Raw genomic sequence first — 14,947 nt, 5'->3', positions numbered from 1 at the left:
AATCCACCTCCCTGTCGGACCGGCCCTGGGCCGCACAGTGGCTGACGTCCGTACACCCGTACACCACACCGTCCGTACCGGGACAGTCACCCTCCGTACCGTCTCGGTGGTCCTCACAGTAGGACGACTCCGTTACCCCTGATGGGGCGAATCAGGGAACCGTCACCGCACCTGGTGAACCCACCGCCCTCATGGGTCGCTTCCGCACCCTGTTCTCCACGCGGCGGCACGGCGTGTACACCGCACGTGATGCCGCCGGGTGCCGGCTCGCGGCGCAACGGGGCCGACCAGAAGCGAGCGAAAGCCAATCGTCGAGCAGGTGAAGGGAATTGATAAGTTTGTGCGAGCGGCGGCTGGCGGCTGGAGTGGAGCCCGCCGCAATAGGCGGAGAACGGGGCGAAGTGGTCTGGGAAGAGTGGGAGAGGGCCAAGGCCGTGGCGTCGGAGGGCCAGGCCTCCCGAATGCAGCTGAACCAAACCGGCCCGGGGGGTGCCGGCGACCTGGATCTCGTGGTGTACCAGGACGATCTCGGGGCCGTCGGCCACGAGGCGTTCGTCCTCCACGGCGAGCTGAAGAAGCGAGCGGATATCGCCGGGGCGGGCGTGGACAAGGACGGGTCCGGGTCCACCATGCGGGCGGCCGCCGAGCTCACAAGTCATGATCTCGGGCTCGGTCCGGAACTGGAGTTGACCGTCGAGGTCTGGACCTCGCAGGTGAAGCACGTCCTGCAGGCCTGCGCGCACATCTCCAACCACCTCGACTACAGCAAGAAGCGGCATGCGGAGGATGACGCCAAGATAGTCGCCGACATCCGCGGCCGTACGGGGCACTGCCCGTCTCGGCGCTGAACGACTACTTCAAGTAGGAAGTGCTATGGGTGGCTTCTCGTACTCGGACCTCATGGCCCTGGACCTCGCCAAGTTGGGCACGGCCGCGTCCGACTGGACGGCGATGGCCGGCGAACTGGCCGACCTCGTGACCGATGTGCGAGACGGTCTGACGAAGAAGTCGGACGGAGCCCGCTGGAAGGGCGTCAACGCCGGCGTCACCAAGGAGTTCGTGCGCAAGACGGCCAAGGAGTTCACGGACCTGCAGGCGGAGGCCGAGAGCATCGCCAACGTCCTCACCGACGCGCACGCCGAGCTGACCCGTTACCAGCAACGGGCACGGAGCCTCACCGACGAGGCGCGCAGCGGTGACCCGGACCGCACTCCGCCGGACTCGGGGCTCCTCGTCCTCGACGGCCCGGAGGGGACGGTCCGCGTCACGGAGGCCATGTGCACCCCCGAGGGCCCCGACCAGCGCGCCAAGGACCGCATGCAGTGGTACGCGGACACCCTCACGGGGATCGTCCAGCACGCCGCCGAGGTCGACGCGGCGGCCGTACGCGCACTGCGCAAGGGCCACGGCAGCGACCCGCACGACGCGGGCCACGCCACGTACACGTCCCTGGACGAGGAGCAGCTGCCGCGCGCGAAGGAACTGGCCGGGCTCGGCGGGGACGTGAACCCGGAGCAGCGGGCCGAACTGCGGCGCCTGTGGGAGTCCCTGAGCCCCGAGGCACGGGCACGGCTCTGGCAGGCACAGAAGGGCGACCTGATGGCGGCAGGCATCCTGAGCCCCACCATGCCGCAGATCGCGGCGGACGCCGGCTCGGGGAAGCACGGCTCCGAGTCGCCGGGCTTCGACGAGTGGGCCACCAAGCAGAAGATGGATCTGCTGACGGAGGGCGCCGACTGGAAGGGCATGACGGACGCGTCCCGCCACATGGCCCACTATCTGGGGAACAGCGGCAGCCCCATGAACCTGCCCGTGGACAAGATGATGGCGGACGTCCCCACCTTCAAGGCGTACGTCGACGAGACGGTTCGGCTGAACCAGAACGACTGGCGCAGGCAGGCCCTCGAGGAGTTCAGGGCGAACGGCGGGAAACCGGTCGCCTTCCCGGTCGAGGTGAAGCACCCCGAGAGCTTCTACTTCGCGCAGGAGGACAACTCCAACTGGTTCTACGCGGTGGGCGGCGCCAACACCAACGTCACCGGTGTGGTGACCGCCGTCCCGGACGCGAACGGCAACCTCAGGATCGGGGTCGACTACCAGGCGAACGTCTGGGACCGGTACAACTGGGACGAGGGCAAGGGCGTCAACGTCGGCCCGCTGGAGATTCCCGACGGGCAGATGGCCAAGCTGCACCGGGTCGGCTTCGCCCAGGAGTTCGACATGGCGGGCAGCAGTAGCGTTCACCACTACGACCTCGGCTCCTCGAAACCCAACGGCGACCCGCTACCGGGTCCTGACGACAGCAGGGACGGACGCTTGAACCCCGGCCGGGAACAACAACAGGGCCGTGCGACCGGCACGCCGGTGGGAAGGGCGGACGGCCGATGAACGACGTGAACCCCTACCCGGCATCCGAGGAAGGCATAAGCGGTACGGAAGGCGGCGGCGGTGGTCACCGCCCGTGGCTCGTCGCCGGCGTGGCCGCGGGTGTGCTGGTCCTCTCGGGCGCCGTGGTCGCGGCGGGGTGGCTCCTCGGCGGACCGGACGACACCGGATCCGGTGACCGCCTGGAGAAGGAGGCGGCGGACGCGCGGTGGGCCGAAGGGATCACACCGGAGTGGATGAGCGAGCGGATGGGTCTCGACATCCCGGTCACGGCCCGGTCCCCGCAAGCCGCGTACGAGGTCACCTCCCGCTTCGACACGGGTCTCCTCACCTTCACCCTGACCAGGTCGGAGGCGGAGGCGTATCTGGAGGAGCACCCGCCGGAGGGCATGTGGCTCGAACCGACCTCCGCACAGGCCGACGTCACTTCCCACGACTTCGCGCACCTCGGACTCCCGGAACCCGAGACGTTCGAGGACGGCATGCGCTACGGCTACGTCTGCCCCGGCTCCGCTGAGGCCACCGGGGAGCCCGACGTCTCCGGTGTGTACAGCTCGTCCGACGAGCGCTGTGTCAGCCTGTACGCACACGAGTACACGCCGAAGCGCACCCGCATCTACCTCCGTGACCACTTCGAGCCCGGCATCAGCCCTCTCCCCACACCACCCTCGTCGACGTCCACGGGATGAGGGCGAACCGGCCACGTCATGCCCGTACACCACACCGTCGGCACCGGGACAGTCACCCTGCGTACCGTCCGCGATACTCCCCACGGTAGGGCGGCTCGGTCACCCTCGGTGAGGTGAACCAGGAAACCTTCACCGCACCCGGCGAACCGATCGTCGTCACAGAGCACTTCCGCACCCTGTTCCCCACCACGGCACGGTGCGCTTGACCCGTCCAGCGTGAAGGCCGTTCACAATTACCGTCAATCCCCAAGTCCGCTGTGTGGGGAGCGCGGTTAACTGGGGGTCTCTCCGCAGGACCGGGTCGGCCTGCTGATCGCAGTGGAACAGGCCGGCGGAGAGGGCGCACCGCTGCTGTCGGCCCTTCTGAGAACCGGAGAGGGCGAGCCACCGCCCTTCATCAGGGAAGTCGTCGCCGCTGTCGCCGGCGGAACACCGGCCACGGCTCAGGTGTTGAAGCGCTGGTGCCAGCGGGAGGCAGACCGGGCGTTCGCCGTGTACGGAATGCCGTCCCGCACTCCTCCGGCGCGTCTGGCGCTCACCGCCGACGGACGGATCGCCGCGCAGAGAGCCGAGCCGCCGGCGCGGCGGACCATCGTCCATGTCGAGGCCCGCGCCTCGGTACTGGAGGTCACACCACTTCATGAGGCTCTGCGCGGTGCACGGGAGAGACAGAACAGAAGGCTCGTAGTGGGTCTTCTCGAGCAGGCGGAGGACTCGATAGTCACCCTGCCGAGATCCGAACACATCAAGCTGTTGCGGGAAATGAGGACGGCACGCGACTGGCTGAACAGCGAGGTGAAGAAGAGCAAGCGGAAGCGCCGGACGTTGGTGGATCCGCAGGAGAGGGCGAAGAGGAAGGGTGGCACGCTGAGGGACGCCCGTCCGCTGCCGGGCCTCGGGAAGAAGAAGCCCAAGAAGAGGAAGTCGTCATAGTGAACGCAGGCACCGCCCGACCTCTCGCCCGCCCTTGACGTCACCCGATCTGGAATCCCCACTGTTCTTTGTTGGGTGGTCGAGACACTGCCCGGGGCTGTGAAGCGGGACGGCACCTGCGGGGGCGACGGCGGATGACGTCGGCCCCCACAGGTCGGAGAATGCCGCCGCTTCACTTCAGGTAGGGGCCGTCCGTCCCGATCTTCCCGGTGCCGTTCAGGACGTACACCCTCAGGTTGCCCTTGCCCGGTGCGGCGACGGAGAGGGTGCCGTCGGACACCGTGCGGGCGTCGCCGGTGACGGCGTCGCGGTAGGTGCCGTTGGGCACCCCGGTGAAGGTCGCGCCGCCCGAGACGGTGACGAGGGCGAAGCTGTCGGTGCCGCCCGCGGTGTAGCGGCGCTTGAAGGCCATGTCGCCGGAGATGCCGATGGTGGAGTACTGGCCCATCTGGAGGGCCGGGACGGCCCGGCGGATCTGGTTCAGGCGCTGTACGTGCTTGACCAGGGGCTGCTGCAGCGTCGTGGCCACGGCGCCGGTGGCGGAGTCGACCTCGGCGAAGTCGGACGACGTCACCGTGCCGGCGACATGATCGCCGTAGTAGGCCCGGCCCGTCGTGGCCAGGGGGCAACTCGGGCCGCAGTCGATCTTCTTGCCCTTCTGGAACTCGATCTCCGAGCCGTAGTAGAGGGTGGGGATGCCGCGGAACGTCCACATCAGCGACATGTTCTCGGCCCAGGCGTCGGTGCCGCCCGTGTAGCGTTCGCTGCTTTTGTTGGGGCCGTAGTCGTGGCTGTCGACGTAGACGACGTTGTAGGTGGCGTCGTGGTAACTGTCGTCGGAGTCCTTGCCGTTGTGGAAGGCGTTGCTCGCGTCCCCGAAGTTCATGTGCATGCGCATGTCGATGACGTTCATGCCGGAGAAGCGGCTGTGGTCGGGGGCGTGGTACGTGTTGCCGTCGAGGAAGGCGTTGGTGGACGTCGGCTGGTTCCCCGTGCCCTGCTGCTGTTCGTGGTCGTACATCTCCAGGGCGGCCTTCTCGTCGTCGGCGCTGTACTCCTTGCGCTCCTTCCAGGTGTAGAACTGGGCCGAGTGGTTGACCGAGCCGCGGTTCCACTTGTCGTTGACGAAGGCGGCGACCTCGCCGAAGACGAAGAAGTTCTTCGCCGCCTCGGCGCCGTGCTGCTGGGTGACGCGTTCCTGGATCGCGGGAAGGAAGCGGCGGTTCCAGGTGGTGCGGGGGATGTGGACGGCCGTGTCGACGCGGAAGCCGTCGACACCCATGTCGATGTACTTGTTGTAGGCGCCGATCAGGTAGTTCTGCACCTGGGTGTTCTCGGTGTTGAAGTCGGCGAGGTCCTCGTGCAGCCAGCAGGAACGGGAGTCCTCGCCCTCCCAGTTGCCTATCCAGCAGTTGTGGTAGAGCGCCTTGGGGAACATGCCGGACGTCGGGCTGGGCCACTGGCAGTTGTAGAGGGTGTAGCCCTCGGGGCTCTTGCCGCCGGTGGGTCTGCCCCAGTTGACGCAGGTGTTTCCGGAGGGTTCGGCGGTGGACCAGAGGTCGCCGTTGTAATACGACTTGCCGCTCTTCGGGTCGACGGTCAGGCCGTCGTACTCGAAGCCGGGCTGCTTCTCGTCGTAGTACCAGCTCCACTGGGAGTCGCGCACGCCGTGGACGGTCGGGGTGAACAGGCCCTTGGCGCCCCAGCGGGAGGAGTGGTTGTAGACGACGTCCTGGTAGATCTTCATGCCCTTGGCGTGCGCCGCGTTGATGAGGTCCTGGTAGGAGGCTCCGGCGGACTCCAGGCGGGGGTCGACCTTGTAGAAGTCCCAGCCGTGGTAGCCGTGGTGGTCGTAGTCCGAGCGGTTGAGGACCACCGGGGTGATCCACACGGCGGAGAAGCCGAGGCCCTTGATGTAGTCGAGCTTGTCGACCAGTCCCTTGAAGTCACCCCGGAACATGGGGTCGTTGTAGGCCGCGTTGCCGGACTTCTCGTGCTGGCTGCCGCCGCGGTTGTTGGAGCTGTCGCCGTCGTTGAAGCGGGCGGTGAGGACGAAGTAGATCGGGTCCTTGCGGGGATCGGTGCCGAGCGGCTTGCCGGCGGCGGGAGTCGGCGGCCTGGTGCCGGTGGTGGCCCGCACGGCGGCCGAGGCGGGGGAGACGTTGCCGGCCGCGTCCACGGCCCTGACGGAGTAGGTGTAGGTGGTCCGCTCCTCGAGGTTCGCGTCGGAGAAGACGGTGGAGCCGACGTCGGTCACGGCATCGCCCCTGCTGCCACCGGTGCGGGTGACCTGGTAACGGGTGACGCCCGTGTCGTCGGTGGACGGCTCCCAGGTGAGGACGACGGACACCCCGTCGGCCCCCGCGGTCACGCCGGTGGGAACGGTCGGTGCCTGCGTGTCGGGCGCCTCGCCCGCGCACGGGTCCTCGGCGTCCTCGGTGACCGTGCGGTCGGTGACGGTGGTGACGCCGGCGGGCAGGGTGTAGTCGGCACCGCCGTTGTTGTCCCACACGCCGTTGCCGTTGTTGAACGCGGCCCGCAGCGAGGCGGCCGTACCCAGGTCGACGTCCTTCTTCCACCAGCCGGCGCAGGCGGCCTGCATGCCCACTCCGGGCACGGCGGTCCAGGATCCGCCCGCGGGCTGGTAGTGGAGGTTGGCGGTGGACCAGCCGAGGGTCCGGGTGGAGTAGTAGACGGTGGCCCGGTTGCCGTCGCCCGGCACCGGATCGGGGTCCTCACCCCCGGCGCAGGGGTCGGAGTGGGCGATCACGCCGTCCTTGACCGTGATGGCCCCCGTGCCGAGGGCGTAGTTCTTGCCGGCGTTGTTGTCCCAGGTGCCCGAGCCGTTGGTGAAGGTGGCCCGCAGGCCCTCGGCGGTCCCCAGGGCGACGGTCTTCTTCACCCAGTCGGTGCAGGCGGTCTCCATCGGCACGCCGGGGACCGTGGTCCAGGAGCCGCCGTCGGGCGCGTAGTGCAGGTGGTAGCGGTCCCAGTTCTTCGTCTTCGTGGAGTAGAAGACGGTCGCCGTGTTGTCGGCGGTGGCGGCGACGGGCTCGGTGGCGGGGGAGGAAGGGCTGGCCGAGGGGGCGGAAACCAGCCCCAGAACGGCACCGACGGCTACGGCGGCGGCCAACGGCCGTCCGGGCGGTCGCGTGCGGCTGCGTCTCATGTGTGTCTCCAGGCGAGGCGGGCGGGACCCGGGGGCAGGACCGGGCGGGGGCGTCGACATCCCGGGAACCGGCTCGTGAAAGTCCGAACGGAAACTTGCAGAAAACTCTTACGGAAGCCGGAAGTTACCGGGGCGTGACGACGCCGTAAAGAGGTCCCGCTTCAACTTCTCTTCGTGAGGGGGGTGGAGACGCCTCATCAGGGAGTGGCCGACGGGTCTTCGCTGGGGCGGCAGTGGGGACGAGCCAGGGCGTCACCGCGGCCTGTCGGCGACCCCGTGAGCCGCGGGTGCGCCATGATCGGGGCAACTTGCAGAAATAGTTTGCAACGATCGGTCGTCGCCGTGAGGTGGGTGGCGTGGAGGTGCGGATGTGGGGCACCAGATGTTCTGCCTGACGCGGTCCGGCCGCGGGCCGCGGTCGTCAGGTGTCAGGTGTCAGGTCAGGGAGACGGTCACTTCCCCGCGGTGCGAGACGTGCCGGAGGGAGGGCCTGTGACGGGAGAGGGAAGTCATTGATGATCCTTCCGGCGGAGAAGGAACTGCGCGCGGTGCTGGCCCGATTCGCTCAGGCGCGCATGGACCACGACGTGCGTCCCACCGGCTACACGAGCAGGCTGCTCGAGGACACCACGTACACCCTGTGCGTGATGACCGGGGCCCGCACCGCCGAGCAGGCGCTGCGCACGGCGGACGCGCTGCTCGACCAGTACGCCGGCCGCTCCGCCGCCTCCGTTGAGGACGAGACCCTGGCCGCGTGAGCCGTCGGCGGCGCGTCCGCGGAGCGCGGACGCGCCGCCACCACCCGTACGCCCAGGCGGGCCGCGGGTGGCCGGAGACCCAACCGACCCGAGCGAGAGAGGTACGGCGTGTCAGCCTCCCTGGTGGAAACCGTGGACATCGACGCCCCCGTGTCCGTGACGTGGGCGCTGTGGAGTGACGTCACCAAGTGGCCGTCCTTCCTCAGTCATGTACGCATCGTGCAACGCCTCGACGACCGACGCTTCGCATGGCAGCTGTCCCTGCCGGGCGCGGACAGGAACTTCGTCGCCGAACTGACCGAGGTGGTGCACGAGAACCGGATCGCCTGGCGGACGACGGAGGGTGTCCAGCACGCGGGCGTCGTGACGTTCCACCGTCTCAGCGACACCTCGAGCAGGGTGACGCTGCAGATCGAGTACGACCCCAAGGGCTTCGTGGAGCACCTGGGCGCCCTGACGAACCTGGACTCGACGCTCGCCAACTACGACCTGGGCGAGTTCCAGAAGCTCGCGGAGTCCGCCGTGTGAGCCGGAGTGTGTGACCGCCCCGCCCCGCCCCGCCCCGCCCCGCGCCGTCGGGCGGCCGCGGGTCAGCGGCCCAGCCAGGCCAGGGCCGCCACCGTCAGGGCGGCGACGCCGGTGTTCAGGGTGGGCTGCACGACGGGGGCGAAGACGGCGCTGTGGTTGACCGGGATGTCCTGGGAGACGGTGCCGTTCCTGACGGCCTGCGCGTAGCGTTCGGGGTCGGTGCCCCCGATCGCCCAGTACGTGAACGGTGCGTCGAAGGCCCGCGGGATCTCACTCATGTCCTCGCTGGCGGTCTGCCGTTCGGCGGTGTGCGCGTCGTCGCCGAAGTACGCGTCGAAGGCGTCCGCGACCCGCCGGGTGGTCTCCTCGTCGTTGACGGTGGGCGGGAAGGACGAGATCCGCTCGATCTCGGGAGGCCTGGGGGAGCGGGACGCCTCGCACTCGGCCCTGACGATCCGCTCGATCGCGTCCAGGACGTGCGTGCGCGTGGCGTCGTCGTAGGTACGGACGTTGAGTTCGATGACGGCCCGCTCCGGGATGACGTTGGGGCCGCTGCCGGCGTGGATGCTGCCCACCGTGACGACGGCGGGGGTCGCGGCGGCCAACTCCCGGCTGACCACCGTCTGCAGGCGTACGACGATCATGGCGGCCGCCACCACCGGGTCGATGGCGGCCTGCGGCATGGAACCGTGTGCTCCGCGACCGTGGACGGTGACGCGCAGACTGTCCGCCCGACAGGAAGGATCCCGAGCGGGTGCCGACACGGCCGGCGGGAGAGGGCAGGACGTGCTGGGCGAGCACGACGTCGGGCCGGGGCGACTTCGTGGTGAGACCGTCGTCGATCATGGCCCGGGCGCCGTTCCCCTCTTCCTTCGAGGGCTGGAAGAGGGCGACGAGGGTCCCCCGCCACGCGTCCCGCTCCCCGGCCATCAGCCGGGCGCAGCCGATCAGGCTGGTCACATGCACATCGTGACCGCAGGCGTGCATCACCGGCTGCTCGCCGCCCTCCTCACCGGTCACCGTCACGGTGGAGGCGTACGGGAGCCCGGTCTCCTCGCGTACCGGGAGGGCGTCCATGTCGGCCCGGACCATGACGACCGGGCCGTCCCCGTTGCGCAGGACGCCGATCACACCAGTGCCGCCGATGCCTTCCGTGACGTCGTAGCCGCAGTCCCGCAGGGCGTCCGCCGCTCTCATCGCCGTACGGTGCTCGCGCAGACCGAGTTCGGGGTGCTGGTGCAGGTCCCGGTACAGGTGCTCCAGCTCGGGACGGATGGCGGCGAGGCCGGCCAGTACGGTCCGGGCGGAATGGGTCATCGGGGCTCCTCGGCGGGGTGGGGCTGCCTTCTCCGCCCGTCACGGCGGCACCGCCGGCGGGGTCCACGACCATGTCCGAGCCTACCCCCGGCCTCGACCCCGGCAGCGGGCCCGGACGCGAGGGCGGGCGCGCGGCCGGGCGGGTGAGCGCGGAGCGGGAAGCGGGCGGTTGCCGCTTTCCCGGCGCGACCGCACCGCCCCTTCGAGGCAGGGTCCCCTCGCCGGCTCGCCGGCGTTGCCTCGGCGGGGGCATGGGTCTCCCGGCGCGGCGCGTCCGCCGGCGTGCCGGCCCTGAAGGGGTGCCCGCAGGCGCGTCAGTCCCGGGCGCGGTGCTCGACCAGCGGACGTCTCAGCGGGCGGCGCGGTGTGCGGTGCATGGGGGTGTCCTCTCCGGTGGTCTCCCTCTTCCGATCGTTGCGCCGACCGCCGGCGTCGGCGCCCCGGGGACCAGGCCGTCGCGCGGTTCGGGTCACCACGTTCAGCGGCGTCCCTTCGGGCTGGTCCGCGGCCTGGGCGCCGCTGCCCTGCGGCCGCCCGGCGAGAGCCCCGTCACGCCGTCCACCGCGGCCGGATGCCCCACCGTGCCGAGGCTGAGCAGCACGTGCCGCTCGGCGATCTCCGCCGGGCCGAGCGGACCGTCGGCCCGGTACCAGTTGGCCACTCCCTGGCACATGATGAGCACGCCGCGGACCGCGTCGGCCGGGATGGGGGTGGTGAAGACGCCCCGTTCGATGCCGGCCTCGACCGTGTCGAGCAGCATGTGCTCGAGGTAGTCCCGCAGGGCCACGTACCGGGCACGGTTGTCCGGCTCGAGGCTGCGGATCTCCGTGTCGAGGAAGGCCAGCCCCTTGCGGTTGGCCATGTAGAGCACGATGGATTCGATCATCGCGCAGAAGCGGGGGAGGGGCTCCTCACCGGCCTCGGCCGCTGCGGCACGGCAGCGGTCGAGGACGTCCTTCATGGACGTCTCCAGCAAGGTGGCGAGCAGGGCCTGCTTGTTCTCGTAGTGGTAGTAGAGGGCGGGGACGGTGACGCCCACCCGGCCGGCGATGTCGCGCACCGAAGTGCCGTGGTAACCGTGCTCGTTGAAGGCTTCCATGGCGTGCACGAGGATGGGGTGCAGATCGAGCGGGCCGTAGGTGCTCCAGTGGGGCGGGGCCGTGGTCTCCTGGCGTGACTGCGCGCTCAACGGTGCTCCTCCGATGCGATGGCGGCGAGCGCCATGGTACGTCCCCCGACCGTCGACGCACCCCCGGAATCCTGCTTAGCGTCCGATCAGTGACATCCGGCGGACTGTGTGGCTTGCGGCCGACCACTGACGGACAGGCGATGCGAAACGGCGTGACCAGAGCGTCGATGCTCCCGGCGAGAGATGTTGTGCCGCGGTCATTGACCACTCTCCCACCCCCCTCTACCTTCTGAGCGAGCGCTAAGTAGAGCCCCGTTCGGAGGACGGCCGTCCGCCCCTGCCGTGAGAGAGGGACCCATGAGCTCGACCAGCGACACCGCCGGCCACCACGACGCCGCGACTGGCCACCGGAACACCCCGCCGCCCCTGAGCGCGGGGCCGTTGACCGGGGTGCGCGTGGTGGAGCTCGCCGGGATCGGCCCTGCCCCCTTCGCCGCGATGCTCCTCGGCGACCTCGGGGCCGACGTCGTACGCGTCGACCGTCCCGGGGTGCCGGCCCTCGGCATCGAGCCCGCCCGTGACGTCACCAACCGGAACAAGCGGTCCGTCCTCGTCGACCTCAAGTCGGCGGACGGACCCGCTGCCGTGCGGGACCTCGCCGCCCGCGCCGACATCCTGATCGAGGGCTACCGGCCGGGCGTCACCGAGCGGCTGGGCATCGGACCCGCGGAGTGCCTCGAGGCCAACCCGGCGCTGGTGTACGGGCGGATGACCGGCTGGGGGCAGGACGGGCCGCTCGCGCCCCGCGCCGGACACGACATCGGCTACATCGCCACCGCGGGCGCCCTCGGCATGATCGGCGCCCCGGACGGCCCGCCGGCGATCCCCGCCAACCTGCTCGGCGACTACGCGGGCGGTTCCCTCTACCTCGTCGCCGGCGTGCTCGCCGCGCTGCTGACCGCGCGCGCCACGGGCCGGGGGCAGGTGGTGGACGCGGCGATCGTCGACGGCACGGCCCACCTCACCGCCATGATCCAGGGCATGCTCGCCGCCGGTGCCTGGCAGGACGGCCGCGGCCGCAACCTCCTCGACGGTGGTTGCCCGTACTACGCCGTCTACGAGACCCGGGACGGCGGGTGGATGGCGGTCGGCGCACTGGAACCCCAGTTCTACGCCGAGTTCGTGCAGCTGCTCGGCCTCGACGCCGACGACCTGCCCGACCGCAGCGACCCGCGCGGCTGGCCGGAGCTCCGCGCCCGGCTCGCCGCGCGCTTCAAGGCGGCGGACCGCGATGAGTGGAGCGCCGTCTTCGAAGGCACCGACGCCTGCGTCGCCCCCGTCCTCTCCCTGCGCGAGGCCACCCGCCACCCCCACCTCGGCCACCGCCGCACCTTCACCGAGGACCACGGCATCGTCCAGCCCGGTGTGGCCCCCCGTTTCTCGGCGACCCCCGGCACCCTGCGCCTGCCGCCCGCCCTGCCCGGAGCCCACCAGCACCAGGTGGCCGAGGACTGGCGGATCCCCGCCCTCACCGCCGACGGCCGGCAGCCCACCGGAACCCACCCCGAGGACGCACCCTGATGGAACTGTCCACTCCCCTGCAGTACGCGGGCGACCCGCGCAAGGCCGCCGACGAGGCCGCCGCCCTGGAGTCCGCGGGACTCGACGCGATCTGGGTCGCCGAGGCGTACGGCTTCGACTCACCCACCGTCATGGGATACCTCGCCGCCCGCACCGAGCGGCTGCGCATCGGCTCCGCCATCCTCAACGTCTACTCCCGCACCCCGGCCCTGATCGCGCAGACCGCCGCCGGACTCGACGCCCTCACCGGCGGACGCGCCCTCCTCGGCATCGGCGCCTCCGGCCCCCAGGTCGTGGAGGGCTGGCACGGCCGGCGCTACGACAGACCCCTCGGCCGCACCCGCGAGACCATCGGCCTCGCCCGGCGCATCTGGCGCCGCGAGGTCATCGAACACCACGGCATCACCGACATGCCGCTGCCCGCGGAGAAGGGCGGAACGCTCGGCAAACCGCTCAAAATCCTCACCCGTCCCGTCCGCGACACCATCCCCGTGTACGTCGCGGCGCTCGGCCCCGCCAACGTACGGATGACCGCCGAACTCGCCGACGGCTGGCTGCCGTTCCTGTACGCCCCCGAACACGCGGCCACGGTCTGGAGCGGCGCCCTCGCCGAGGGCACCGCCCGCCGTGACGCGTCGCTCGGCCCGCTGTCCGTCGTTGCGGGCGGGCTGCTCGCCGTCGGAGACGGCGCGGAGGAGGTCCGCGACCTGATGCGGCCGACGATCGCCCTGTACGTGGGCGGCATGGGCGCCCCCGGCCGCAACTTCTACTACGACCTGGTCTGCCAGTACGGCTACGAGTCCGAGGCCGCCGCCGTCCAGGAGCACTACCTGGCCGGCCGCAAGCGGGAGGCCGAGGCCGCCGTCCCGGCGGAACTCTGCGAACTCCTCTGCCTGGCGGGCCCGGAGGGCTACGTACGGGACCGCGTCGAGGTGTTCCGTGAGGCGGGCGTGACCATGCTCAACGTCACCCCCGTCGGTCCTGACCCGGCCCGGCTCGTCGAACGGGTCCGCGACTGGCTCTGACCGTCCGTCCGTTGCCCAGCACATCCACCGACGCGGAGGCGACATGCAGCGAGACATCTACACCGCGGACCACGAGGCGTTCCGCGACACCGTGCGCACCTTCCTGGACAAGGAGGTGCTGCCCCATCACGAACGCTGGGAACGGGACGGCGTGGTGAGCCGCGACGTGTGGCGCGCGGCCGGCCGTCAAGGGCTGCTGGGGCTCGCGGTCGCCCCGGAGTACGGCGGCGGAGGCACCGACGACTTCCGCCACAGCGCCGTGCTCATCGAGGAGTTCGCCCGGGCCGGCGCGTCCGGCCTGGCGCTCAGCCTGCACAACGACATCGTGGGCCCCTACCTGACCCGGCTGGCCACCGACGAGCAGAAGCGGCGCTGGCTGCCCGGCTTCACCTCCGGGGAGACCATCTCGGCCATCGCCATGACCGAACCAGGGGCGGGCTCCGACCTCCAGGGCATCCGGACCACCGCCACCGACCGGGGCGACCACTACCTCCTCAACGGCGCCAAGACGTTCATCTCCAACGGCATCCTGGCGGACCTGGTCGTCGTCGTGGCCCGCACCACCCCCGAGGGCGGCAGCTCCGGGCAGAGCCTGCTCGTAGTCGAGCGGGGCATGGACGGTTTCGAGCGGGGCCGCAACCTCGACAAGATCGGCCAGAAGGCGCAGGACACCGCCGAGTTGTTCTTCGACGACGTGCGGGTGCCCAAGGAGAACCTGCTCGGCGGGGAGAACGAGGCGTTCGCCGCGCTGATGGCCAACCTCGCGCAGGAGCGGCTGGCCATCGCGGTGGGCGCCGCCGCGGCCGCCGAGCACGTCCTCGAACTCACCGTGACGTACGTGAAGGAGCGCGAGGCCTTCGGCCGCCCGCTCGCCCGGCTCCAGCACATCCGGTTCGAGATCGCCGAGATGGCCACCGAGTGCGCCGTCACGCGCAGCTTCGTCGACCGCTGCATCACGGAGCACAGCGCCGGACGGCTGGACCCCGCGCACGCCTCGATGGCCAAGTGGTGGGCCACCGAACTGCAGAAGCGGGTCGTCGACCGCTGTCTGCAACTGCACGGCGGCTACGGCTACATGACGGAGTACCGGGTCGCCCGGGCCTTCCTCGACGGCCGCATCCAGACGATCTACGGCGGCACCACGGAAATCATGAAGGAGATCATCGGCCGCTCCGTCCTCGGCTGACCCTCCCCGCGCTTCCCCCTCCCAGCGAAAGGCCTCCTCGTGAGCACCGAAGCGTATGTGTACGACGCGATCCGCACCCCGCGCGGGCGCGGCAAGGCGAGCGGCGCCCTGCACGGGACCAAGCCCATCGACCTGGTGGTCGGGCTGATCCACGAGATCCGTGACCGTTTCCCGGGTCTGGATCCGGCGGCCGTGGACGACATCGTCCTCGGTGTGGTCGGGCCGGTCGGTGACCAGGGCTCCGACA

11 protein-coding genes and 2 pseudogenes are annotated in these 14,947 nt (G+C 70.4%); 10 read left to right on the top strand and 3 right to left on the bottom strand.

Features of this window, described 5'->3' with window-relative positions:
- The first annotated feature begins 461 nt into the window (after positions 1-461).
- The 4 genes from ACZ6A9_RS30870 (at position 462) to ACZ6A9_RS30855 (ending at position 4,007) form a co-directional block, all read left to right on the top strand.
- On the top strand, positions 462-848 hold the full coding sequence (locus ACZ6A9_RS30870) for a hypothetical protein (RefSeq protein WP_468992305.1): 387 nt from the start codon (positions 462-464) through the stop codon (positions 846-848).
- Positions 849-873: 25 nt separating this feature from the next.
- On the top strand, positions 874-2,388 hold the full coding sequence (locus ACZ6A9_RS30865; RefSeq protein ID WP_468992300.1) for a hypothetical protein: 1,515 nt from the start codon (positions 874-876) through the stop codon (positions 2,386-2,388).
- The gene (locus ACZ6A9_RS30860) at positions 2,385-3,074 is read left to right on the top strand and encodes a hypothetical protein (protein ID WP_468992298.1); all 690 of its coding nucleotides are present in this window, start codon (positions 2,385-2,387) and stop codon (positions 3,072-3,074) included. Before ACZ6A9_RS30865 ends, ACZ6A9_RS30860 begins: the two co-directional genes overlap by 4 nt.
- A gap of 318 nt (positions 3,075-3,392) precedes the next feature.
- Positions 3,393-4,007 (top strand): hypothetical protein, encoded by a 615-nt coding sequence (locus tag ACZ6A9_RS30855; RefSeq protein WP_468992296.1) that lies wholly within the window; start codon positions 3,393-3,395, stop codon positions 4,005-4,007.
- Positions 4,008-4,179: 172 nt separating this feature from the next.
- Here ACZ6A9_RS30855 and ACZ6A9_RS30850 read toward each other — a convergent pair whose 3' ends face one another.
- On the bottom strand, positions 4,180-7,176 hold the full coding sequence (locus ACZ6A9_RS30850) for a carbohydrate binding domain-containing protein (protein WP_468992292.1): 2,997 nt from the start codon (positions 7,174-7,176) through the stop codon (positions 4,180-4,182).
- 515 nt (positions 7,177-7,691) lie between these two features.
- Between ACZ6A9_RS30850 and ACZ6A9_RS30845 the strand changes: the two genes are divergently transcribed.
- Together ACZ6A9_RS30845 and ACZ6A9_RS30840 are read left to right on the top strand one after the other, a co-directional pair.
- Positions 7,692-7,934: a DUF5133 domain-containing protein gene (locus tag ACZ6A9_RS30845; RefSeq protein ID WP_468992290.1), complete on the top strand. Its 243-nt coding sequence runs from the start codon at positions 7,692-7,694 to the stop codon at positions 7,932-7,934.
- A gap of 108 nt (positions 7,935-8,042) precedes the next feature.
- Positions 8,043-8,462: an SRPBCC family protein gene (locus tag ACZ6A9_RS30840; RefSeq protein ID WP_228971072.1), complete on the top strand. Its 420-nt coding sequence runs from the start codon at positions 8,043-8,045 to the stop codon at positions 8,460-8,462.
- Positions 8,463-8,524: 62 nt separating this feature from the next.
- On the opposite strand, the pseudogene ACZ6A9_RS30835 reads toward ACZ6A9_RS30840, so the two are convergent.
- Positions 8,525-9,779: pseudogene (locus ACZ6A9_RS30835) on the bottom strand (amidohydrolase).
- 478 nt (positions 9,780-10,257) lie between these two features.
- Complete coding sequence (locus ACZ6A9_RS30830) at positions 10,258-10,968, bottom strand: TetR/AcrR family transcriptional regulator (RefSeq protein ID WP_468992288.1); 711 nt, start codon at positions 10,966-10,968, stop codon at positions 10,258-10,260.
- 297 nt (positions 10,969-11,265) lie between these two features.
- Here ACZ6A9_RS30830 and ACZ6A9_RS30825 point away from each other — a divergent pair, with 297 nt between their 5' ends.
- The 4 genes and pseudogenes from ACZ6A9_RS30825 to ACZ6A9_RS30810 all read left to right on the top strand — a co-directional run.
- Positions 11,266-12,489, top strand: coding sequence for a CaiB/BaiF CoA transferase family protein (locus tag ACZ6A9_RS30825; protein WP_468992285.1), 1,224 nt, complete (start codon positions 11,266-11,268; stop codon positions 12,487-12,489).
- Complete coding sequence (locus ACZ6A9_RS30820) at positions 12,489-13,514, top strand: LLM class F420-dependent oxidoreductase (RefSeq protein ID WP_468992282.1); 1,026 nt, start codon at positions 12,489-12,491, stop codon at positions 13,512-13,514. Before ACZ6A9_RS30825 ends, ACZ6A9_RS30820 begins: the two co-directional genes overlap by 1 nt.
- A 43-nt stretch (positions 13,515-13,557) precedes the next feature.
- Positions 13,558-14,700 (top strand): acyl-CoA dehydrogenase family protein, encoded by a 1,143-nt coding sequence (locus ACZ6A9_RS30815; RefSeq protein WP_468992278.1) that lies wholly within the window; start codon positions 13,558-13,560, stop codon positions 14,698-14,700.
- A 39-nt stretch (positions 14,701-14,739) separates the two neighbouring features.
- Positions 14,740-14,947: pseudogene (locus ACZ6A9_RS30810) on the top strand (acetyl-CoA C-acyltransferase); the annotation flags it as partial.

Source organism: Streptomyces sp. NPDC041124 (assembly GCF_055592385.1).
Note: the sequence above shows the minus strand (reverse complement) of the source record. Positions and strands in the feature narration are given on the sequence as shown.